22 protein-coding genes are annotated in these 19,784 nt (G+C 71.4%); 7 read left to right on the forward strand and 15 right to left on the reverse strand.

The window, feature by feature from the left end; genetic code table 11:
* Positions 1-11 precede the first annotated feature (11 nt).
* Both IE108_RS06730 and IE108_RS06735 read right to left on the reverse strand, forming a co-directional pair.
* Positions 12-917 (reverse strand): universal stress protein, encoded by a 906-nt coding sequence (locus IE108_RS06730; protein WP_064726606.1) that lies wholly within the window; start codon positions 915-917, stop codon positions 12-14.
* Between the two features lie 157 nt (positions 918-1,074).
* Entirely contained in the window at positions 1,075-1,704 is a 630-nt protein-coding gene (locus IE108_RS06735) for a DoxX family membrane protein (protein WP_064726607.1), read from the reverse strand.
* A 273-nt stretch (positions 1,705-1,977) separates the two neighbouring features.
* On the opposite strand from IE108_RS06735, the gene IE108_RS06740 reads away from it, so the two are divergent.
* Positions 1,978-2,919, forward strand: coding sequence for an Acg family FMN-binding oxidoreductase (locus tag IE108_RS06740; protein WP_064726608.1), 942 nt, complete (start codon positions 1,978-1,980; stop codon positions 2,917-2,919).
* 39 nt (positions 2,920-2,958) lie between these two features.
* On the opposite strand, the gene IE108_RS06745 is transcribed toward IE108_RS06740, so the two are convergent.
* The 5 genes from IE108_RS06745 to IE108_RS06765 form a co-directional block, all read right to left on the reverse strand.
* Entirely contained in the window at positions 2,959-4,698 is a 1,740-nt protein-coding gene (locus tag IE108_RS06745) for a sensor histidine kinase (protein ID WP_373296923.1), read from the reverse strand.
* Between the two features lie 132 nt (positions 4,699-4,830).
* A complete protein-coding gene (locus IE108_RS06750) occupies positions 4,831-5,526 on the reverse strand; it encodes a response regulator (protein ID WP_064726610.1) in 696 nt (231 codons plus the stop codon).
* Between the two features lie 145 nt (positions 5,527-5,671).
* On the reverse strand, positions 5,672-6,547 hold the full coding sequence (locus IE108_RS06755; protein ID WP_229851685.1) for a universal stress protein: 876 nt from the start codon (positions 6,545-6,547) through the stop codon (positions 5,672-5,674).
* Between the two features lie 379 nt (positions 6,548-6,926).
* Complete coding sequence (locus tag IE108_RS06760; RefSeq protein ID WP_107420072.1) at positions 6,927-7,574, reverse strand: OsmC family protein; 648 nt, start codon at positions 7,572-7,574, stop codon at positions 6,927-6,929.
* 87 nt (positions 7,575-7,661) lie between these two features.
* Entirely contained in the window at positions 7,662-8,558 is an 897-nt protein-coding gene (locus IE108_RS06765; protein WP_064726612.1) for a pyridoxamine 5'-phosphate oxidase family protein, read from the reverse strand.
* 219 nt (positions 8,559-8,777) lie between these two features.
* On the opposite strand from IE108_RS06765, the gene IE108_RS06770 reads away from it, so the two are divergent.
* The 3 genes from IE108_RS06770 to IE108_RS06780 all read left to right on the forward strand — a co-directional run bounded on the left by IE108_RS06770 (position 8,778) and on the right by IE108_RS06780 (position 11,197).
* Positions 8,778-9,449: a CBS domain-containing protein gene (locus tag IE108_RS06770; RefSeq protein ID WP_064726613.1), complete on the forward strand. Its 672-nt coding sequence runs from the start codon at positions 8,778-8,780 to the stop codon at positions 9,447-9,449.
* 157 nt (positions 9,450-9,606) lie between these two features.
* The gene (locus IE108_RS06775) at positions 9,607-10,188 is read left to right on the forward strand and encodes an Rv1733c family protein (protein ID WP_064731650.1); all 582 of its coding nucleotides are present in this window, start codon (positions 9,607-9,609) and stop codon (positions 10,186-10,188) included.
* Positions 10,189-10,288: 100 nt separating this feature from the next.
* A complete protein-coding gene (locus IE108_RS06780; protein WP_064726614.1) occupies positions 10,289-11,197 on the forward strand; it encodes a universal stress protein in 909 nt (302 codons plus the stop codon).
* Positions 11,198-11,245: 48 nt separating this feature from the next.
* Here the strand turns inward: IE108_RS06780 and crcB are convergent, their stop codons facing one another.
* The 5 genes from crcB to IE108_RS06805 form a co-directional block, all read right to left on the reverse strand.
* Complete coding sequence (crcB, locus tag IE108_RS06785) at positions 11,246-11,620, reverse strand: fluoride efflux transporter CrcB (RefSeq protein WP_064726615.1); 375 nt, start codon at positions 11,618-11,620, stop codon at positions 11,246-11,248.
* A complete protein-coding gene (locus IE108_RS06790) occupies positions 11,617-11,970 on the reverse strand; it encodes a DUF190 domain-containing protein (RefSeq protein ID WP_064726616.1) in 354 nt (117 codons plus the stop codon). Before IE108_RS06790 ends, crcB begins: the two co-directional genes overlap by 4 nt.
* On the reverse strand, positions 11,967-12,452 hold the full coding sequence (locus IE108_RS06795) for a fluoride efflux transporter FluC (protein WP_064731651.1): 486 nt from the start codon (positions 12,450-12,452) through the stop codon (positions 11,967-11,969). Before IE108_RS06795 ends, IE108_RS06790 begins: the two co-directional genes overlap by 4 nt.
* 551 nt (positions 12,453-13,003) lie before the next feature.
* Entirely contained in the window at positions 13,004-13,687 is a 684-nt protein-coding gene (locus tag IE108_RS06800; RefSeq protein WP_064726617.1) for an ABC transporter ATP-binding protein, read from the reverse strand.
* Positions 13,684-14,772, reverse strand: coding sequence for an ABC transporter permease (locus tag IE108_RS06805; RefSeq protein WP_064726618.1), 1,089 nt, complete (start codon positions 14,770-14,772; stop codon positions 13,684-13,686). Before IE108_RS06805 ends, IE108_RS06800 begins: the two co-directional genes overlap by 4 nt.
* Before the next feature lie 173 nt (positions 14,773-14,945).
* Here IE108_RS06805 and IE108_RS06810 point away from each other — a divergent pair, with 173 nt between their 5' ends.
* Positions 14,946-16,166, forward strand: coding sequence for a sensor histidine kinase (locus IE108_RS06810; protein WP_064726619.1), 1,221 nt, complete (start codon positions 14,946-14,948; stop codon positions 16,164-16,166).
* Positions 16,163-16,801, forward strand: coding sequence for a response regulator (locus tag IE108_RS06815; RefSeq protein WP_064726620.1), 639 nt, complete (start codon positions 16,163-16,165; stop codon positions 16,799-16,801). Before IE108_RS06810 ends, IE108_RS06815 begins: the two co-directional genes overlap by 4 nt.
* Before the next feature lie 27 nt (positions 16,802-16,828).
* Here IE108_RS06815 and IE108_RS06820 read toward each other — a convergent pair whose 3' ends face one another.
* From IE108_RS06820 to IE108_RS06830, 3 genes are read right to left on the reverse strand one after another with little or no spacing between them, the layout of a single operon-like run.
* Positions 16,829-17,245 carry an arsenate reductase ArsC gene (locus IE108_RS06820; protein ID WP_064726621.1) on the reverse strand — a complete coding sequence of 139 codons (417 nt, stop codon included), beginning with the start codon at positions 17,243-17,245 and terminating at the stop codon, positions 16,829-16,831.
* On the reverse strand, positions 17,238-18,347 hold the full coding sequence (arsB, locus tag IE108_RS06825; RefSeq protein WP_064726622.1) for an ACR3 family arsenite efflux transporter: 1,110 nt from the start codon (positions 18,345-18,347) through the stop codon (positions 17,238-17,240). The genes IE108_RS06820 and arsB overlap by 8 nt, the downstream gene beginning before the upstream one ends.
* Positions 18,344-18,724: an ArsR/SmtB family transcription factor gene (locus IE108_RS06830; RefSeq protein ID WP_064726623.1), complete on the reverse strand. Its 381-nt coding sequence runs from the start codon at positions 18,722-18,724 to the stop codon at positions 18,344-18,346. The genes arsB and IE108_RS06830 overlap by 4 nt, the downstream gene beginning before the upstream one ends.
* Positions 18,725-18,818: 94 nt before the next feature.
* Here IE108_RS06830 and arsM point away from each other — a divergent pair, with 94 nt between their 5' ends.
* Positions 18,819-19,637, forward strand: coding sequence for an arsenite methyltransferase (gene arsM, locus IE108_RS06835; protein WP_064726624.1), 819 nt, complete (start codon positions 18,819-18,821; stop codon positions 19,635-19,637).
* Positions 19,638-19,784: the final 147 nt, after the last annotated feature.

The raw sequence follows: 19,784 nt of genomic DNA on the forward strand, positions 1-19,784 counted from the left end.
CCAGGGAAACGTCAGGGATGCGCGACAACGGCGACGGGGGCGGTGGAGTGGTGCAGCACCGCGTGGGTGATGGCGCCGATGTGCGCGCCGAAGGGGTTGTGCCGAACACGTCGCCCGACGACCAGGAGGGAGGCGTCGTGCGAGACGTCGACCAGGTGCCGGGCGGGGCTGCCGGAGCGGGAGACCTCGACGACCTCGACGCCCGGGTACTTCTGCCGCCAGGGCAGCAGCACCCGGGTGAGGTCGGACGCCTTCCTGCGGGCCATGCCTTCCTCGGGTGCCGCGCCCGCGGCCAGCACGTACGGGTAGTACGGCGGCAGCTGCCAGCCGCTGACCACGTGCAGTGCCGTGCCGCGGCGCCGCGCCTCCTCGAAGGCGAAGTCCAGGACGCCGTCCTCGGGGCTGTCGCTGTCGATCCCTACGACGACGGGCCGGAAGGCGGTGGCCGCGGACGGGATTCCCGCGGGGTCCATGACGTGTTCGTCGGCCGCCTGCTCGCCTGCTCGCACGAGGACCACGGGGGTCTCGGTGTGGGCGATCACTGACTGTCCGACGGAGCCGACGAGAAAGCCGCCGAGTCCGCTGAGGGCGCGCGATCCGAGGACGAGCAGCTCCGCCCCCTCGCTCGACTTGACCAGTGCGTCCGCCGGCCGGCCGGACAGCTGATCACTGGTCACCTCGACGCCGGGATGGCGGCGCCTCAGTCCTACGGCCGTCTCCCGCGGGACACGCTCCGTCCAGTGCTGGTGCGTGTCGGCTCCGAGGAGCGGAGCCTGGGCCATGGGCTCGGGCACCGGCTCCCAGACGTGGAGCAGGCGTACCGGCACATCGCGCAGCCCGGCCTCGCGCGCCGCCCATTCAGCGGCTGCGCGGCTCTCGGGCGAACCGTCGATCCCTACGGCGATCATGCGGGTCATGCTGCACACCTCCTGTGTCGGTTCTCCCTGCTTTCAGCGTGTGCCGAGGCCGCCTCCCGGGGCGAGGGCCGCTCGTCCCCGTGATGCGGCCGAGGGTCCCGCGCCGGACGATGGGCAGGCCCCGGCTCCGTTTCCGAACCCGCCCCACCGGTCCTCTTCAGCGGAGCCACCTCCGGTCGCGGACGACCGGGAGCCGGGCCCACGGCCGGCCGAGGCCGGCAGCGTCGCCGGCGGACGCCGCGGCCAGCACGACGAGGACGGCGGCGTAGACGATGTGGTAGTCCACGAACGGGTTCGTGGACATGCTGGGAGCGCCGTCCGACAGGTGCCGCGCGGGAGGCCACTCGGCCACCCACATCAGCGCCATCATCACGGTGCCGGCCAGAGCCGCGAGGCGAAGGGCCACACCGGCGGTCAGCGCCAGACCGATGCCGAGCAGGCCGAGCATGAAGAGCCAGTCCGCCCAGGCCGCTCCGGCCCAGGAGTGGAAGGTCGACTCCATGGGCCCGACGGCCACGCGACCGAGAAAGGCCTCCGTGGGTGAGCCGCCGCTGATCCAGCTCCGGCCGGAAGGAGTGGCGTAGCCGAGACCGAACGCCTTGTCGAGGAAGGCCCAGAGGAAGACGAATCCCATCATGAGGCGGATCGAGGCCATGGCGTAGGCCCTCTTGCCGTCGTTGTGTGTGCTCTCGGGCGGGGTGCTCTCGGGCTCGGACGTGGTCCGGCTCCTCCGGACGGGCAGGAAACGGCTGCCCGTGCGCCGGTGAGGGTGGTCGTGCACGACCATGACGGTGATCCCTTCGGGGAGGGTCCGGTCTGTTCCGGACGACCCTCACCCTGACAGGGGGACCGGCGCCACACCTGACGCCGGAGGTCCCTGGCGCGAGGCTCAACGGCCCCTAGTGACAGGGACGTTCGGCAGCCCGGTGCGGTAGCGGGCCGGATGGCGCCGGAGGGGACCGGACGCCCCCTCCCCCGGACCCGGCCACGGGCACGAGGCTGAGAAGTGACACACCTGCCGGGCCGGCCCACGTCGCCGACGGATCGGGAAGGAGCCGAGATGACCTCGCCGACACTCGACGCCCCGGCCCTGGAACGACTGATCTCCGCGGCCGTCGCCGCTCCAAGCCTGCACGACACCCACCCCTGGCGCTTCGGCCTCGAACCGGAGACCTGCACCCTGGAGTTCAGGGCCGCTGCCGCACGGGCGCTGCCCCGCGCCGCCCCGACGGCACGCGCCGTCCATCTGGCGGTGGGCTGTGCGGTCTTCAACCTGCGCGTCGCCGCGGTCCATCTGGGCTGGGAACCGGTGACACTGCTGCTCCCCCGCCCCGACCGCCCCGATCTGCTGGCCGCGGTCCGGCTCGCCGACGCCACCCGCAGGACGGTGGCACCCGGGTCGTACGACGCCGTCTGGCACCGGCACAGCAGCCGGTTTCCCTTCTCCGGCGTGGCGCTGCCCATGAGTCTGCGCGGCGAACTGGCCGACGCGGCCCGGACGGAGGGAGCGGATCTGCTCTTCACAGGGCACCGGGAGACCGAGCGCGTTCTCAGCGCCACCAGGGAGGGGGAACGCCGGAACCGGAAGCACCTCGCCCACGCCGCCGACGGCCGCCGCTTGCCGCGCGGCCCAACGGGGCCGCCGGGCGCCTGGCACCGGAGGCCGTCGCCCGCCTTCGGTGCTCACCACCGTCCGGACGTCCTGCCGGCCCGCCCCTTGGAGAGACCACCACAGCTCGCGGTTCTCACCACGGCCCACGATCGCCGGGAGGACTGGCTGCGCGCCGGCCAGGCACTGGAACGCGTACTCCTGCTGGCAACCGCGTCCGGCGTGCGGGCCTCCCTGCTGTACCAGGCCGTGGAGTGGGCCGACCTGCGCGGCCGGCTCGGTGGCCCGACCCATCCGTGCCGCGCCCGGCCGCAGATGGCGATTCGCCTCGGTTACGGTCCGGAGGTCTCTCTCTCGTCCCGGCACGGCGCCAACGGATTCCGGCCCGGGTGACTCACCCGCCGGCGTGAACGGATCCGCTGCCCGCGGTGGTCAGGGGGTCGGCCCGGCGGCCTCGCCCGCCACGGGCACCCGCCACACGAGCCGGGTCCCTCCCCCTTCGGGGCTCTCCAGGTGCATCTCTCCGCCGAGCCCCCGCGCGCGTTCCGCCATGTTGCGCAGTCCGCTGCGGTGACCGCCGGGCGGGATGCCGACCCCGTCGTCGGAGACCGTGAGCCGGACCCATGTGCCGTCCGTCTCCAGGACGACGTCGGCACGGCCGGCGTGGGCGTGGCGCGCGACGTTGGTCAGGGACTCGGTCAGGACTGCGACGAGGTGCTCGACGGTGTCCTTCGGTACGTGCGTGTCGAGCAGGCCCTCCATCCGGATTCCGGGGGCGAAACCCAGTGCCGGCGCCGTCTCGGCCACCGCGCGGACCGCGCGGGCCCGCAGCCCGGACGACGTGCTGTCATCCTCCCTGGACCGCAGCCCGAAGATCGTCGAGCGGATGATCTTGATTGTCTCGTCGAGATCGCCCACGGCCCGCTGTACCCGTTCCGCGGCCCTGTCGTGCTGGATGAAGCGCCCCGCACTCTGCAGGGTCATCGCCGTGGCGAACAGACGCTGGATAGCCAGGTCGTGCAGATCCCGGGCGATGCGGTCACGGTCCTCGAGCAACGCGATCTGCTCCGCGTCCCGGCGGCGTTCCGCCAGTTCCATGGCGACGGCGGCCTGGGCGGCGAACACCTGCAGTGATCCCATCTCCTCCTGGGTGAACCCGGGAGCGGACGCCGCTCGCACCAGCAGCACCACGCCGCGCAGACGCTCACCCGCACCCACCGGTACGGCCACCGCGGGCCCCAGACCGGCGAAGCGCGGCGGGCCCACCGAGATCCGCTCGTCGTCGGCCACGTCGGGACTGTTCACCGGCGCTTTGCGGGCGTACGCCGCGCCCACGAGACTGCCTTCCACGGGCAGCACCAGTCCGCGCCAGGTATCGGCCTCGCGGCCGATCGCCACTTCCACCGCCAGATCCTCGGTACCGGGGACGGGCAGGGCCACCACCCCGAGGTCGGACACCGTGATCTCCCGAGCCCGCTCCGCGATGAGCCTGAGTGCGTCGCTCTGGTCGGCACCGGACATCAGGGTGTGCATGATCTCCGCGTTCACCTCGAGCCAGCGCTCACGCAGCCTGGATCTCTCGTACATCCGGGCGTTGTCGATCGCCACGCCGGCCGCCACCGCGAGGGTGGCCAGCACCGACTCGTCGTCCTCGTCGAATTCCCGTCCGTCGCGCTTCTCCGTCAGATAGAGGTTGCCGAAGACGTGATCGCGGACGCGGATGGGAACGCCGAGGAAGGTGTTCATGGGCGGATGGTGCGCCGGGAACCCGTAGGAGGCGGCGTGATCGGAGAGCTTGGCCAGGCGCAGCGGCTCCGGGTGTCTGATCAGCTCGCCCAGGATGCCGTGTCCCTCGGGGTAAGGGCCGATGCGGGCGATCTCCTCGTCGCTCACCCCCACGGTGTGGAAGGCCGACAGCCGTCGGCCGTCGGGACTGATCACGCCCAGCGCGCCGTACTCGGCGTCCACGAGCGTCGCCGCGGCCTCCACGATGCCGCGCAGCGCCTGCTCCAAGTCCAGCTCCCGGCCGACCGAGAGCACCGCCTCCAGCAGGCTGTGCACCCGGTCCTGAGTGCCGCGGGCAGCGTCGAGCCGGGCCTGCAACTCACCCAGCAGCTCGTCCAGCCGCAGTTGAGGCAGCCGAACCTCCCGCGCCCCCTCGGGTTCTCCCACCACCGGCCTCCGTGCGCCCATGGACGGTACGGCTCTCCCACCGCACATTTCCACGGTAGCGGCTCCCAGGAGACCTCGACATGGGAGTCGGCCGGTTCCGCGCAACGCCCGGGGCGGGCCTTCCGCGGCGGGTCAGTGTCCTTGTCCTTCGGCCCGCATGCGGTCCCGGGCCTGGGTGGCGATCACCGCGGCCTGGATGCGCCGCTCCACCCCGAGCTTGGCGAGCAGGCGGGAGATGTGGTTCTTTACCGTCTTCTCCGCCAGGTACAGCCGCCCACCGATCTGCCGGTTGGTGAGCCCCTCTCCGATCAGCGCCAGGATGTCGCGTTCCCGCTGGGTCAGGCCGGGCAGCGCGTCCGGCTCCTCGGGCTCCTGACCGCCGCGCAGCCGCGCCATCAGTTTCGTGGTGGCGCTCGGGTCCAGCAGGGACTGTCCGCGGGCCACGGTACGCACCGCCGAGACCAGGTCCGACCCCTCGATCTGTTTCAGCACGTAACCGGCCGCACCCGCCATGATCGAGTCGAGCAGTGCCTCCTCGTCGTCGAACGAGGTCAGCATCAGACAGGCCAGGTCGGGCATGCTCGATCGCAGTTCCCGGCACACGGTCACACCGTCGCCGTCCGGTAGGCGCACGTCGAGTACGGCCACGTCCGGACGCAGCGCCGGGATCCGGGCCAGAGCCTGTTCGGCACTCGCCCCCTCGCCGACCACGGTGATGTCGGGCTCGTCGTCCAGCAGGTCGTGCACCCCCCGCCGGACGACTTCGTGATCGTCCAGAAGGAAGACCTTGATCTCGGTCACACCGTCGGCCCGCTCGCTGCCCATCATCGACCACTCCTTGAGGACGCGTCGCTTCTCCGGGATCAGTCTTCCCCGAGCCGGGACCAGGGGCCAGGGCCGGTCGGCCCACTCTCCAGTGTGCTCCGCGGCTCCCGGCGAGGCCGGCTCGCGGCCGCGGGGGGGGACCCGGGTGTCACGCCCTCTGGGGCACGACCGCCACGGGGCAGGCCGCATGCTGCAGCAGGGTATGGGTGACGCGCCCGAGCTGGAGACCGAAGTGGCCGGACCTGTGCCGGGCGCCCACGACGACGAGATCGGCGGCGGCCGACCGTGCCACCAGCACCTTGCGGGCGGGCCCCTCGATCGTCGCCCTGCGCATCTGGACACCGGGATGCGCCGTCACCGCGTCCGCTGTCAACGTGTCGATCAGGGCCGACGCCCGCTCCTGGTGCTCATGCCCGGTATCGGCCAGCGCCGCAACCCCCATGATCTCGTACTCCGGGCAGCGCCAGGCCCGCACCACGTCCAGTTCGCAATCGCGGGTCTCCGCCTCCTCGAACGCGAACCGCACCGCCTCACCACTCGTGTCGGGGTCACCCACGCCGAGCAGGACACGCTGGTGGGAGCCGGACAGCGCGGGCTTGTCGCCCCGGACCACGATCACCGGGCAGTCGGCCCGCGCGGCGACGGCCAGGCTCACCGAGCCGAGCAGTGCCCCTTTGAGCTCTCCCCGGCCGCGTGACCCCGTGACCACTGCCGAGGCGTGCATGCCTTCGGCCAGCAGCGCGGACACCGCCTCCGCGGGCACCACCTCGGTGGACACCTCCAGGTCCGGGCCGTACCGGCGAACACGTTCGGCCGCCGTACCGACGATGTTGTCCGCCATCACCTGCTCCGAGGGACGCTCCCGGCCCACGGCCGGCCGGACACCCTCGTACCGCTCCCACAGCGAGGCGTAGACGAGGCGCAACGGGAGTCGGCGCAGCAGCGCCTCGTCCACCGCCCAGTCGATGGCCTGCAGACTGCCGTCCGACCCGTCGACTCCGACCACCAGGGGAAGTGCCATCATCTCCACCGCCTTGTCTTCCGCGTCCCCCCTCGTGCCGCATGGCTTGCCGCCTTCACGGTCGCACTGCCCGGGCGGGCGGGACAGGGACGGGCGGGTACCGACAGGGGACCTTCGGCCCTCCGGCAGGACGACGGGCCGTACGGGCTGGTGCGCAGGGGCCGATCGCCCCTCGTCATGTCGCCGCTGGTGCGTGACGCTGGTGAACGGCGGAGGCAGAGCGAGACGAGGCGATCGTCATGCAACGGATCCCGGTGACAAGGCGCCCGCGGCCACCACGCCGACCGGACCCGCCGGACCTGCGTAGGCCCTCGGGGCGACCGATGCCCTACTAGCGTGCTCGCACCCGGGAATCTCGCGGGCAGCGAGCAGGTCGGCCGTGTCAGGTTTCGAGCGGCCCACGGGCGCCGTCCGGGGAGCTGAGGATCACCCGTAGCTGTGTCTCCGGCGGCCTGGTCAGGGAGTTGCTGACCGTGCAGTGGGCCACCACGGCGCGTAGTGCGGCCACCTTCTCCGGCGGCAGCTCCGGAGCCACGACGGTGAGGGTCAGCGAAGCCACCCGGGCCGGCTGGTCGTTCGCCTTCCGGAATCGCGCGCGGACGGACAGACCGTCACGGCCGACACCGTGGCGGTCCAGGAACCGGCCGGCGTAATGCGCCGCGCACGAGGCCACCGCCGCGACGAACAGTTCCACCGGGGTGGGCGCGGTGTCCTTGCCTCCGTCGGACAGCGGCTGATCGACGGTCAGGGCGTGCCCACGGACGCGTATCTCGTAGGCGTCCCCGACCACCGGCACCACCTCGACCAGTCCGGGGGCTGGACGGGGCTCTGGATCCACGGCGGCGGCCTGGTACAGCAGCAGCCCGGCGAGGCGTCTTGCCTCCTCGGCCGTGAGCGACGCCCACAGCTCGTCCTCGTCGTGGGCGGAGAACGAGGTGTCCAGGACGACCCGGCCCATCCGCGCGGGAAGTTTCTCCGGGGCGAACCGGGTGACGTTGATCGTGCGGCCACAGCGTGTGTGCAGTTTCATCGTGTCTCCGCGAGGTTTGCCGGTCGGCTCCTCTTCGTCGGTCCGGCGCCCGGCACCCCCCGTCTCACTTCGCGCGGGCTCGTGTGCTCACGAGCCGGCCGCCGATGTGATCCGTCGACCCGTCAGACGCTCGGTCGGCACGGCGAACCAGGACGTGCGCGCCCCGCCCGCCCAGGGCGCGGTGTGTGCGGCCCGGTGCAGCCGGCGTGCCGCTTCGGGATCCGTGACGGCCCGGCACCGGCCCACGACGAGGACACTCCAGCCCTGGCTCGTCGCGTCGTCCACGTGGTCGACCTCGAAGGCGACCTCGTGGTCCGCCGCCGCGGCCGCCGCGGAGCCCGGAGCGGTGCGGAAGACGAGGTCCCCTTCCGTCACGTCGTAGTTGACGGGAAGCACGCAGGGACCGTGCTCCGAGGTGAACGCCAGGCGTGCCACTCCGTGCGTGGACAGCAGTGCCCGGCATTTCTCCTCGTCAAGGTCGCTCAGACGCGGGGTGGCGAGGGCCACTCCCTGTCCGGGCGGGCGGTCCGTGCCGCCTCCCTGCAGTTCGGCGTACGTCGTCCCCAGGGCATCCGCCAGCCGCATCAGGGAGCCGAGCCCGGGGTCCGCGGTGTGCGTCTCCAGGTAGGCCACGTACTGGGGTGCCATGCCCGCTCGCCGGGCCACCTCCTCGATGCCCAGGCCCTTGCGCCGGCGCGCGGTGAGCAGGCGTCGCCCGATGTCCCCCGCGCCGGTGGCGGGCTGCGGGGCGCGGTGGGCCGGGCGAGTCGTCCCCCTCGCCCCCGGCTCCTGGGTCTCCCCGGGATGGTCCACGTGCGCGTCGGGGCCGGGAAAGACCAAGGTGACGTCTCCGGTGTCGGACCAGCGGACGTCGTAGGGCGGAGTCCCGTCGTCGTGGTGCAGGCCGACGATCTCCCCGTCCCGCCTGACGACGCCGGTGGACGGGCTCTCGACGACCAGCCGGTCGCCAACGTGCGCGTACATGACGGTGCCCTCTCCCTCGATGAGGCTCTGCCTCCAGCGTCACGCGGCGAGGCCGTGCCCACCAGACGGCCGAGGGTCCCGGCAGCCGGTGCCGAACGGCCCTGGTCGCATTGCACAAAGGGCCTCAAGCTCCTGACGGCCCGCGTGACCACAGTGGGAGTGAGCCGGGCGGACGGTCGCGGCGGCCGGTTCGCGGTGATCACTCCCCAAGGAGGCGTCATGCAGCACCGAACGGTGGGAGACCTGATGACCCGAGGAGTCATCCAGGTACACAGAAATGCGTCGTTGAAGGAAATCGCGGTTTTGCTCGCCGACAACGACGTAACCGCCGTACCTGTGGTCGATGATCTCCGACACCCCATGGGCGTCGTCTCGGAGGCCGACCTGGTGGTCAGGATCGCCGAACGCCCGGACCCCGCAGGACCGGTTGTGTACGCGGCCCCGACCCGGACGGATGGCACCGCGGGCGACGACGTCACGGCGGAAGCGCTGATGACGGCGCCGGCGGAGTGTGCGCGTCCGGAGTGGACCGTGGTCGAGGCGGCGCGGGCGATGGAGTCCGCAGGAGTCAAGCGTCTGCCCGTGGTGGACGAGGCGGGACGACTGGTGGGCATCGTGAGCCGCGGTGATCTCCTCCGGGTCTTCCTGCGTAGGGACGGCGCGCTGCGCGAAGAGATCAGCCGTGATCTTCTCGTGCGGACTCTGGGCCTTGCCCCGACCAGCCTGACGGTGGAGGTCGCCGATGGCCGGGTGACGCTGAAGGGCCGTGTGGACAGCACGGAACTGGTCCCCGTCATCGAGCGGCTCTGCCTCGGTGTGGACGGCGTGGTGTCCGTCGACACCGAGATCGTCAGCCGTTCCGGGGAGCCGGTGGACGAGGGGATCGGCTGAGTCCGCCGTGCCCGGTGGCGACGGTGTCGCCACTCGCGAAGGCCCGCGGCCGATCAGGGCCGGACGACCCGGGTGCAGCGCGAGCGCTGCCCGAACGGCCCATACCGCGCACCGTCGCGGGGCGCGAGGCTGAAGACGACAGCCGGAGGTGGTCAGGATGCGCCGGAACAGAACCGTTCGTCGGTCTCTGTGGCGCTGGCGCCGCAATCCGCTGCGCCGCCGCGAGGACGTGCTTGAAGGCTGGATCCTGCTTGTCGTCTGGCTGCTCGTCGCCGTCGCGGCCCCCGTGGCCGGAATCCTGGGGGCGCAGGCCTCGGCTCAGAGCGCCGCCCAGCGACGCGCGGATCGCCACCCCGTCACAGCGGTCCTGTCGTCGGACGCCTCCCGCGACTCCCTGGCCGGGGGAACCACGGGCGGGCGCGTCGACGCGGCCGTGCGCTGGACGGCACCCGACGGTACGCGGCACTCGGGCAGGGCCACCGTCGACGAGAACATGAAGGCGGGCTCCCGGGTCACGGTCTGGACGGACCGGCAGGACCGCCTGACGCCCGCGCCCCCCAGCGCCACTCAGGCGGGCGTGGACGCCGCTTTCATGGGCGCCGCATCGACCTTCGCCGTCGTTACGGCGGCGGCGGCCGGCTACTACGGCTCCAAGTTGGTTCTCGACCGCCGGCGGCGCACGGCGTGGGAGGACGAGTGGCGCGTGATCGGGTCGCAGTGGGGCCGCGCGGCCAGCTGATCCACCCTCCTCGGACGCCCACGTCCATCACGCCGTCAAGGCTTCGAGAACGCCGACTCCGGGGGCTCCCGAGGCCCGTGAGACGGAAGGAGGAGTGGTCATGAGTCGCAACGTGACGGTCGGGGCGGACGGTTCCGCCTCGTCCCTCGATGCCGTCGCGTGGGCCGCCAGGGACGCCGAGACGAGAGGCCTCGGGCTCCGGGTGGTCCACGTGCTCGCCCGGCCCCTGGGGCTGCCGCTGGACGCCGCCCTTCCCAGGACGATCAGAGAATATGTCCGGGAGGCGGCGGACGCGGTGGTGCGGGAGGCCGCCGACCGGGCGCAGGACAAGGCGCCCGGCCTGAAGATCTCGACGCTGGTTCTTCCCGGCGAACCGGTCGGTGTGCTTCTGGCACAGTCCCGGACCGCCGAATCCCTCGTCGTCGGACACGTCGGCCCGACTCAGTTCGCCCGGCCTCTCCCGGGCGGCACGGCCGTCGGGATCGCCGCCCGTGCCCGGTGCCCCGTGGTCGTCGTGCGGCGGGCCGCGACGCCTGCGGGGCCCGTCGTCCTGGGCGTGGACGGTTCGCCCGCCGGGGCGGCAGCCGTGCGTTTCGCCTTCGACCAGGCGTCCGTGCAGCGCGCCCGAGTGATCGCCCTGCACGCCTGGACGACCTGGAACGCCCCCCTGCCCCCTCCGCAGGACCCGTCCGAGGCCTATGCCTCCGCCCCCGGCGTGTTGGCCGCCGATGAGGAACGCCTCCTCGGGGAGGCCCTTGCCGGAATGCGGGCCCGGTATCCCGACGTGAAGGTGGAGCGCAGGAGCGTCCAGGGACCGACGAGACCGGCGCTGATCGAGGCGAGCCGCGACGCCCGGCTCGTGGTCGTCGGGTCGAGGGGCCGGGGAGGCTTCGCCGGCCTGCTGCTGGGCTCGGTGAGCCAGGCCGTGCTCCAGCACGCGCACTGTGCCGTCGCGGTCGTGAGAGGAAGTCCCCGTGAGGAAGGGGACCAGCTACGGAGCCCGGGGTGAGCGGTCAACCGGCAGTCCTGGCGCTGTTCGACAGCAGCCCAATCCCCGTCAGGCCCAGATCGCCTGGGCCACGGTGACACCGATGAAGGCCGCCCCGAGACCTGCCACGATGCTGGACACGACGTTGGCGGCCGCGAAGAACTTCGCGCCTGACTCCGCCAGCCGCATCGTCTCGTAGGAGAACGTGGAGTAGGTGGTCAGCGCCCCGCAGAACCCGGTGCCCACCAGGAGCTGGGTCGAGTCTGCCGCCGCGCCGTAGGTGACCGCGCCGGTGAGCAGGCCCAGGATCAGGCAGCCCGCCACGTTCACGGCGAAGGTGCCCCAGGGAAAGACGGTGTCGTGCCGCTTCTGCACCGACAGGTCGGTCAGATACCGCATGGGCGCGCCGAGGGCGGCGCCGGTGATGACCAGTGCCCAGTTCACTTCTTCGGCTCCTTGCCGTGGCCGGTGTACCGGATGATCTCGCAGTCGTCGAGGATCACGAGTCCTTCGGTGACCAGTTCGTCGAGCTGTGGCAGGAACGCGCGCAGGGGCGCTTCGTCATCGACGATCACGATGGCGACGGGCAGGTCGTCGCTCAGCGAGAGCAGCCGGGTGGTGTGGATCAGTGAGGAGGCGCCGAAGCCCTCGATCCCCCGGAACACCGAGGCGCCCGCGAGCCCGGCCTGGTGGGCGCGGTGCACGATCTCGGTGTAGAGCGACTTGTGATGCCAGACGTCGCTCTCTCCGACGAAGATCGTCGCGCGCAGTGCGCGTCCGGTCGTTTTCGTCATGTCTGCCTCCACGTCACGATGCGGCGCGTCATCCACGCCGCGCTCCACACCGCTGTCAACGCCACGAGAGGCGTCAGCCCCAGATAGGCCAGCCCCGTACGGGCGCGGCCGGCATCGAGGAGCTGCCGAGTGTCGACCGTATACGTCGAGAACGTCGTGAACCCGCCCAGCACCCCGGTACCGAAGAAGGGCCGCACCAGACGGTGGGCGGCCCAAACGTCGCTGATGACGACCATGAACACACCGATCACGGCGCAGCCGGCCGCGTTCACTACCAGCGTGGTCCACGGGAAGCCACCGACCGCGGTCGGCCACCACAGGACTGCGCCGTAGCGGGCAGCAGCGCCTACCGCACCACCCAGCGCCACCACTCCCACGACCGGCGCCTGATGGCGCCACGCGCCGGGCCGCCGAGCGGGGATGCCGCGATCGACGTCCGGATCGGTCGGCTCGCTCACGGCCGGGGAATGCGAGGGCTTCATCGGGTACACCACTCCTACTCGCAGGGCGCCCCTGGCTCCGGGCGCCTCGTGATCGCAAGTAGGGACCGTTGGCGGCCTGCGCCGCGGTTCGGGTACGGCGGGCCCCACCGCCGCGCGGCAGCCGCACGGGCGCCACCACAACCCAGCATACGTACTGTCGACGTTCACCACTTCCGTGGCCGGAGCCGCCGCCTCAGTGCAGCCCCGCCTCGCTCAAGAGGTGACGGCCCGGCCCCGCCCTGCTGCGACGCCGACCGCAGTGCGGGAGCGGGGCCATGGTCCGGCTCGCGCGTCTCCGTTGACCGCCGCCGCGCTCGCCGCCGGCCCGGCCCGGCCCGGTATACCGGGCAGGGCGATGGTCCCCGCCTCCGAAGTCACCACAGCGGCTGTCCGGCCGATTGGCCCCCGCATCGCGTACTCCCGCAACAGCTGATCCAACTCCTCAAGGAGGCTCCCCATGGCCGTTGTTGGCAAGCCCTGCTATCAGAACCTGCGGAATGGTCGTCGTACGCGGATCTCTTGGCCCTGGGGCGCGTGGCGGGTCGATCGACTCACCGGTTCGTGGCCGTAAGGTGCACGCGTCCGTCGTGGACCTCGGCGATCTGGTCGACGGCGGTGAGGTGAGTGCGGTCGTGGGTAACCACGATCGTTGCGGTGGCCTGTTGGTGGGTGAGGCGGGTGATGAGGTCGAGGACGGCACCGCCGCGTTCGTGGTCGAGGGCGCTGGTGGGTTCGTCGACCAGAAGGACAGTGGGGTCGTTCATCAGGGCGCGGGCGATGTTGACGCGCTGGCGCTGGCCGCCGGAGAGCTGGTGGGGGCGGCGGCCGGCCTGGTCCGCGAGGCCGACGGCGTGGAGGAGTTCCATCGCTCGGTCGCGTGCGGTGCGGGGATCGCGGCCGTCGATCTGGGTCATGACCTGGAGTTGTTCAGCGGCGGTGAGGGAGGGCAGCAGGTTGGGCTGCTGGAAGACGATGCCGATCTTGTGGCGGCGTAGTCCGGTGAGTTCGCCGCGGGTGAGGCCGGCGGTGTTCTGACCGTCGATGGTGACGGTACCGGCGTCGGGGGTGATCAGGGTGGCGGCGACCGCGAGGAGGCTGGACTTGCCGGAGCCGGAGGGACCCACCACGGCGGCCAGGCTGCCCTGGGGGACATCCAGGCTTACCTGGTCGAGGGCGGTCAGGCGGGTGTCCCCGTCTGGGTAGGTGAGGGTGATGTCGGACAGGGCCAGGCTCATCGGGCACTCCCCAGGGCGGTCAGGGGGTCGACGGAGGTGATGCGGCGGATGGACAGGGCGGCGCCGAGCGCGCCGAGGATGATGATCACGACGGCTGGGGACAGGACGGTGGCGGGGGTGAGGAGGAACGGCACGGCGGAGCCGGCCACGAGTGCGCCCAGGGCGGCGGCGATGCCGGTGCCGATCAGGGTGCCGCCGACGAGCAGGACGACCGCCTGGCCGAGGGCGTCCTTGAGCAGATTGGCAGTGGAGGCGCCGAGCGCCTTGAGGACGGCGACGTCGCCGCTGCGTTGGATGGTCCAGACGGTGAAGAAGGCGCCGATGACGAGGGCGGAGATCGCGAACAGGAAGCCGCGCATCAGCTGCAGGGAGCCGTTCTCGGAGGTGTAGGAGCCGATCGCGGACAGCGAGTCCTCGGTGGAGACCGTCCTGGTGCCGGCCTGATGGTCGGTGGCCGCCGTATCGGCCTCGGAGGTGGTGCTCAGGGCGATGACGGTCGCAGTCGGGCCGTGGTCGGTGCTGGTGGGCGGCGTGGTCTTCTGCCAGAGGTCCAGACTGGTCCAGATCACCGGGGTGTGACTGAAGTGAGCATTGTCTGCGACGGCAGTCACCTTCAGCTGGCGGCCAGCCAGGGTCAGGGAGTCGCCGGCCTGCACGCCGAGGTCGGCGGCGGCCGCGGTGGACATCACCACCGCACTGCCGGTGATCTTGCCACCTTGCGGGGCGAGGCGGGAGTTGGGCTTGACACCGAAGACCGAGACACCGGTGCTCTTGTCTCCTGCTGTGGCCTTGGTCGTAGTGATCCCCAGCGGCTCGGCGCTTTCGACACCCGGCGCCTTTGACCACATCTTCCACTGCTGTTCGGTGACGGTGGAGTCGGAGTACGACAGGTCCTGTCCGCCGCTGGGAGCCTGGAAGGCGATCTTGTCCGCGGGCAGGGACGTGATCGCGGAGATGTTCCGCTGGCCCAGTCCGGCCGTCAACCCGGACAACAACCCGACCAGCAGGGTGATCAGCACGATGACGGCCCCCATCAGGGCGAAGCGCCCCTTGGCGAACTGCAGGTCTCTCCAGGCGACGAACACGACCTTGGCCTGTCCTTTCCGGCGGTGGAAGCGGTACTGCCCCACCGTCGCCGCCGGCCCCCCGTGCGCGCATCTGACGCAGGAGAGCATTTGACAGGCCGAAAGACGGCACCCGGGTTCCATCTTTCGACAGAGGCCCCTCCGGCGTCGGGTTTCGTAGTCTGGGACGCACTGTGAACTCTGCCGCCCCTGCCCTGACCCCGACCACCCGGTCCTTGGCCTGGTGCCTGCACCTGCTGGTCATCGGCCTGCTCGCCCTGGCCGCCGGCCGGGCAGTGACAGACGGTGGGCCCGACACCGGATGGATCATCGCCGTCTCGGCGGCGTGCAGTCTGGTCTACGCGGTCGGGCCCACGCTGCCGTGCGTACGCCGCTCGCGGTGGGCCGCCGCACTGTGGCTGGCCGTCGTGGGCGCCTGCTGGCTGGCGCTGCTCACCCTGTCTTCCGACGCCGTGTGGGTGGCCTTCCCGCTCTACTTCCTCCAGCTGCACCTGCTGTCCCGCCGCGCCGGGCCGGCGGCCGTGGTCGCCACCGCCGCCGCGGCCATCGCGGGCTTCGCCGCCCATCAGCACTCCTTCGCCCCCGCCATGGCCATCGGCCCCGCACTCGGCGCCGCCGTCGCCGCCGCCGTGGTGTGGGGATACCAGGCCCTGTACCGGGAGAGCGAGCACCGCCGCCGGCTGATCGAGGAACTCACCGCCACCCGTGCCGACCTGGCCGCCGCCCAGCACACCGCCGGCGTGCTCGCCGAACGCGACCGCCTGGCCCGGGAGATTCACGACACCCTCGCCCAGGGCCTGTCCAGCATCCAGCTGCTGCTGCGCGCCGCCGAACGAGTCCTTCCCCAGGCACCGCAGAACGCGGCCCGCTACGTCGACCAGGCACGTCAGGCCGCCGCCGACAACCTCGCCGAAGCCCGCCGCTTCGTCGCCGCCCTCACCTCTCCCACCCTGGAAGGCAGCACACTGGCCGGCGCCCTGGACCGCATGTGCAAAACCACGTCCGCCCGGCACCGGATCACCGCACGCTTCCACCTCACCGGCACCCCCACCCCGCTCACCACCGCACACGAGGTCGCCCTGCTGCGCATCGCCCAGTCCGCCCTCGCCAACACCGTCCAGCACGCCGAAGCCACGGCCGCCAAAGTCACCCTCAGCTACCTCGATGATCACGTCGCCATCGACATCGTCGACGACGGTTGCGGCTTCGACCCCGCCCACCGGCCCGCCCCCGACCCCGAGACCGGCGGCTTCGGGCTGGCCGCCATGCACGCCCGCGCCCAGGACCTCGGCGGCACCTTCACCATCGAAACCGCCCCCGGCCACGGCACCACTCTGGCCGCCCAGCTTCCCCTCACCCCGCCCGCCGACACCAAGCCCGAGGCCTGTCCGTGACCGAAGACACCCCCATCCGGCTGCTCCTGGCCGACGACCACCCCGTCGTGCGGGCCGGACTGCGCGCCGTACTGGAAACCGAACCCGGCCTCCTCGTCATGGCCGAAGCCGCCACCGCCGAGGACGCCGTCATCCGCGCCGCCGAAGGCGACATCGACGTCGTCCTGATGGACCTGCAGTTCGGCAAAGGCATGGGCGGCGCCGAGGCCACCGCCCAGATCACCGCCCGCCCCGGCGCCCCCCGCGTGCTGATCGTCACCACCTACGACTCCGACGCCGACACCCTGCCCGCCATCGAAGCCGGCGCCACCGGCTACCTCCTCAAGGACGCCCCTCCCGAAGACCTGGCCGCAGCCGTGCGCACCGCGGCCGCCGGCCGCACCACACTCGCCCCCACCGTCGCCGACCGGCTGATGAACCGGCTCCGCGCTCCCGCCACCAACCTGACCCGCCGGGAAACCCAAGTCCTCTCACTGGTCGCCGACGGACTGTCCAACCAAGGCATCGGCGCACGCCTCCACCTGACCGAAGGCACCGTCAAATCTCACCTGGCCCGCATCTACACCAAGCTCGGAACCGACTCGCGCACCGCCGCCGTAGCCACGGCCACCGACCTCGGGCTCATCCGCCGCTGAACGGTCCGTGGTGCTGCGGGACGCTATTCAGGTGCGCGGGGCGCGGATTTCGTCGATCAGTGTCCGCACGCGTTGCCGGATCTCGTCGCGAATCGGGCGTACGGCTTCGATGCCCTGGCCCGCGGGGTCGTCGAGTCGCCAGTCGAGGTAGGTCTTGCCGGGGAAGATCGGGCAGGCGTCGCCGCAGCCCATGGTGATGACGTAGTCCGATGCCTGAACGGCTTCGGTGGTCAGCACCTTGGGTGTGGCGGTGGTGATGTCGATGCCCACTTCGGCCATGACCTCGACGGCGGCCGGGTTGACCTGGTGGGCCGGCAGGGAGCCCGCGGAACGGACCTCGACGCGGTCACCGGCGAGGTGGGTGAGGAAGGCGGCGGCCATTTGGGAGCGTCCGGCGTTGTGGACGCAGACGAACAGGACCGAGGGCTTGGCGGCGTCAGACACGGGCGGAGTCTTCCGGTTCGGCGGCCGGTACGGCTGCGGGAGCGATGGGGTGGGGGAAGTAGCGGCGGGCGGCGAGCGCGACATACACGAGCCCGATCAGGACGGGGACCTCTATGAGCGGGCCCACAACTCCGGCGAGGGCCTGGCCGCTGGTGGCACCGAAGGTGGCGATGGCGACCGCGATGGCCAGCTCGAAGTTGTTGCCCGCCGCGGTGAAGGCGAGCGTTGTCGCCTTCGGGTAGCCGAGACCGACGACCTTGCCCAGGGCCATGGCTCCGGCCCACATGAGCGCGAAGTAGACCAGCAGCGGCAGCGCGATACGGGCGACGTCGAAGGGCTGAGAGGTGATGGCGTCGCCCTGGAGCGCGAAGAGCACGACGATGGTGAACAGCAGTCCGTACAGGGCGAACGGTCCGATGCGCGGGATCAGCTTGGTCTCGTACCAGGTGCGGCCCTTGGCCTTCTCTCCGAGGCGGCGGGTCAGGAATCCGGCGGCCAGCGGGATGCCGAGGAAGATCAGGACGCTGCGGGCGATCTCCCACACGGATACGTTCAGCGCGGTCTGCTCCAGGCCGAGCCAGCCGGGCAGGACGGAGAGGTAGAACCATCCGAGCAGGCTGAACGCCAGGACCTGGAAGACGGAGTTGAGCGCCACGAGGACGGCGGCGGCTTCGCGGTCGCCGCAGGCCAGGTCGTTCCAGATGATGACCATGGCGATGCAGCGGGCCAGCCCGACGATGATCAGCCCCGTGCGGTACTCGGGTAGGTCCGGAAGGAAGATCCAGGCGAGCGCGAACATCAGCGCCGGCCCGAGCACCCAGTTCAGCAGCAGCGACAGCAGCAGCAGGCGGCGGTCACCGGTGACCGTCTCGAGCCGGTCGAAGCGCACCTTGGCCAGCACCGGGTACATCATCACGAGAAGGCCGAGCGCGATCGGCAGCGAGACGCCGGTGACGGTGACCTTCGCCAGTGCGTCGCCGAGGCCGGGCACGAGACGGCCCAGGCCGAGCCCAGCGGCCATCGCGACGAGGATCCAGACGGCCAGGTAGCGGTCCACGAAGGACAGCCGCCCCGCGACCGGCGCGGTGGTGGGGTCGCTCACGAGGACGCCTCCGCGGGCTGTCCGGGGCGGGTCAGCAGGCCGGCGAGTTTGTCGGTCGTCTCCGGCAGCAGCCAGTAGTAGACCCAGGTCCCCCGCCGCTCGCAGTCGATCAGGCCGGCCTGCCGCAGCAGCTTCAGGTGGTGGGAGATCGTCGGCTGGGACAGGTCGAACGCCGGGGTGAGGTCGCAGACGCAGACCTCCCCGCCCTCGCGCGAAGCGATCATCGACAGCAGCCGCAGGCGAACGGGGTCACCGAGCGCCTTGAACACCTTGGCCAGCTCGACCGCACGTTCCTCGCCCAACGGCGTGGTCAACAGGCCGGGGCAGCACCCGTCGGCACCATCCTGGCCGAGCACCACCAGTTCTTGTTTCGACATGCCTCTATGTTGACGAACTTCGAAGCAGGATGCAAGCTTGCATCGAAAAGCATCGAATCAAAAAGCTTAGAGCCGCCCACCCAGGAGGTACGCCATGAACGACCAGTCCACTGACCTGCGCGAAACCGTTCGTGAGCGCTACGCCGCCGCAGCCGTCCAGGCCACCGAGGGCGGAAACGCGTATTGCGGCCCGCAGGCCATCGAGGTCGACGACAACTTCGGCTCCACCCTGTACGCGGCCGACGAGCGCGAGTCCCTGCCCGCGGAGGCCATCGCCGCCTCCCTCGGCTGCGGCAACCCCACCGCCGTGGCCGACCTCCGCGAAGGCGAGCGCGTCCTCGACCTCGGCTCCGGCGGCGGCATCGACGTCCTGCTCTCCGCCCGCCGGGTCGGCGTGAGCGGCAAGGCGTACGGCCTGGACATGACCGAGGAGATGCTCGCCCTCGCGCTGGCCAACCAGAGGAAGGCCGGCGCCACCAACGTCGAGTTCCTCAAGGGCACCATCGAAGCGATCCCGCTCCCGGCGAACACGATCGACGTCGTGATCTCCAACTGTGTCATCAACCTGTCCACCGACAAGCCTGCGGTTTTCGCCGAGATGTTCCGCGTCCTGGCGCCGGGCGGCCGGGTCGGCATCTCGGACGTCGTCGCCGACGACACCCTCACTCCTGAACAGCGCGCCGAACGCGGCGACTACGTCGGCTGCATCGCCGGCGCGCTGTCCTTCGCCGAATACCGTCAGGGCCTCGTGGCCGCCGGGTTCACGGACATCGAACTCAGCCCGACCCACACGGTCGCCGACGGCATGCACTCCGCCATCGTCCGAGCGGTCAAGCCCACTACCGCGCCCACCGGCGTCGGATCCGGTGCGGCACTGCCGCTGGCACACGACAACTCCGGCTGCTGCAGATGAACCCAGGTCATCCGGTGCGGAGCATCCGGTCACGGCACGCGCGGTGCCGAGCTCGGGGCTTCACGGCCCGCCGGTCGGGCGATGCCTGTCATGCGGGCCCGGTGGTCCTTGCTGAACCGATGGCAACCAACGGCCGCAGCCACCAAC

The organism is Streptomyces parvulus (assembly GCF_014648855.1).
Classification (GTDB): domain Bacteria; phylum Actinomycetota; class Actinomycetes; order Streptomycetales; family Streptomycetaceae; genus Streptomyces; species Streptomyces parvulus.

Bases quoted from the DNA above. Each gene is read 5' to 3' on its own strand.
- IE108_RS06730 (WP_064726606.1), bottom strand. From the start codon at position 917: ATGACCCGCATGATCGCCGTAGGGATCGACGGTTCGCCCGAGAGCCGC.
- IE108_RS06735 (WP_064726607.1), bottom strand. From the start codon at position 1,704: ATGGTCGTGCACGACCACCCTCACCGGCGCACGGGCAGCCGTTTCCTG.
- IE108_RS06740 (WP_064726608.1), top strand. From the start codon at position 1,978: ATGACCTCGCCGACACTCGACGCCCCGGCCCTGGAACGACTGATCTCC.
- IE108_RS06750 (WP_064726610.1), bottom strand. From the start codon at position 5,526: ATGATGGGCAGCGAGCGGGCCGACGGTGTGACCGAGATCAAGGTCTTC.
- IE108_RS06755 (WP_229851685.1), bottom strand. From the start codon at position 6,547: ATGATGGCACTTCCCCTGGTGGTCGGAGTCGACGGGTCGGACGGCAGT.
- IE108_RS06760 (WP_107420072.1), bottom strand. From the start codon at position 7,574: ATGAAACTGCACACACGCTGTGGCCGCACGATCAACGTCACCCGGTTC.
- IE108_RS06765 (WP_064726612.1), bottom strand. From the start codon at position 8,558: ATGTACGCGCACGTTGGCGACCGGCTGGTCGTCGAGAGCCCGTCCACC.
- IE108_RS06770 (WP_064726613.1), top strand. From the start codon at position 8,778: ATGCAGCACCGAACGGTGGGAGACCTGATGACCCGAGGAGTCATCCAG.
- IE108_RS06775 (WP_064731650.1), top strand. From the start codon at position 9,607: ATGCGCCGGAACAGAACCGTTCGTCGGTCTCTGTGGCGCTGGCGCCGC.
- IE108_RS06780 (WP_064726614.1), top strand. From the start codon at position 10,289: ATGAGTCGCAACGTGACGGTCGGGGCGGACGGTTCCGCCTCGTCCCTC.
- IE108_RS06790 (WP_064726616.1), bottom strand. From the start codon at position 11,970: ATGACGAAAACGACCGGACGCGCACTGCGCGCGACGATCTTCGTCGGA.
- IE108_RS06795 (WP_064731651.1), bottom strand. From the start codon at position 12,452: ATGAAGCCCTCGCATTCCCCGGCCGTGAGCGAGCCGACCGATCCGGAC.
- IE108_RS06800 (WP_064726617.1), bottom strand. From the start codon at position 13,687: ATGAGCCTGGCCCTGTCCGACATCACCCTCACCTACCCAGACGGGGAC.
- IE108_RS06830 (WP_064726623.1), bottom strand. From the start codon at position 18,724: ATGTCGAAACAAGAACTGGTGGTGCTCGGCCAGGATGGTGCCGACGGG.
- arsM (WP_064726624.1), top strand. From the start codon at position 18,819: ATGAACGACCAGTCCACTGACCTGCGCGAAACCGTTCGTGAGCGCTAC.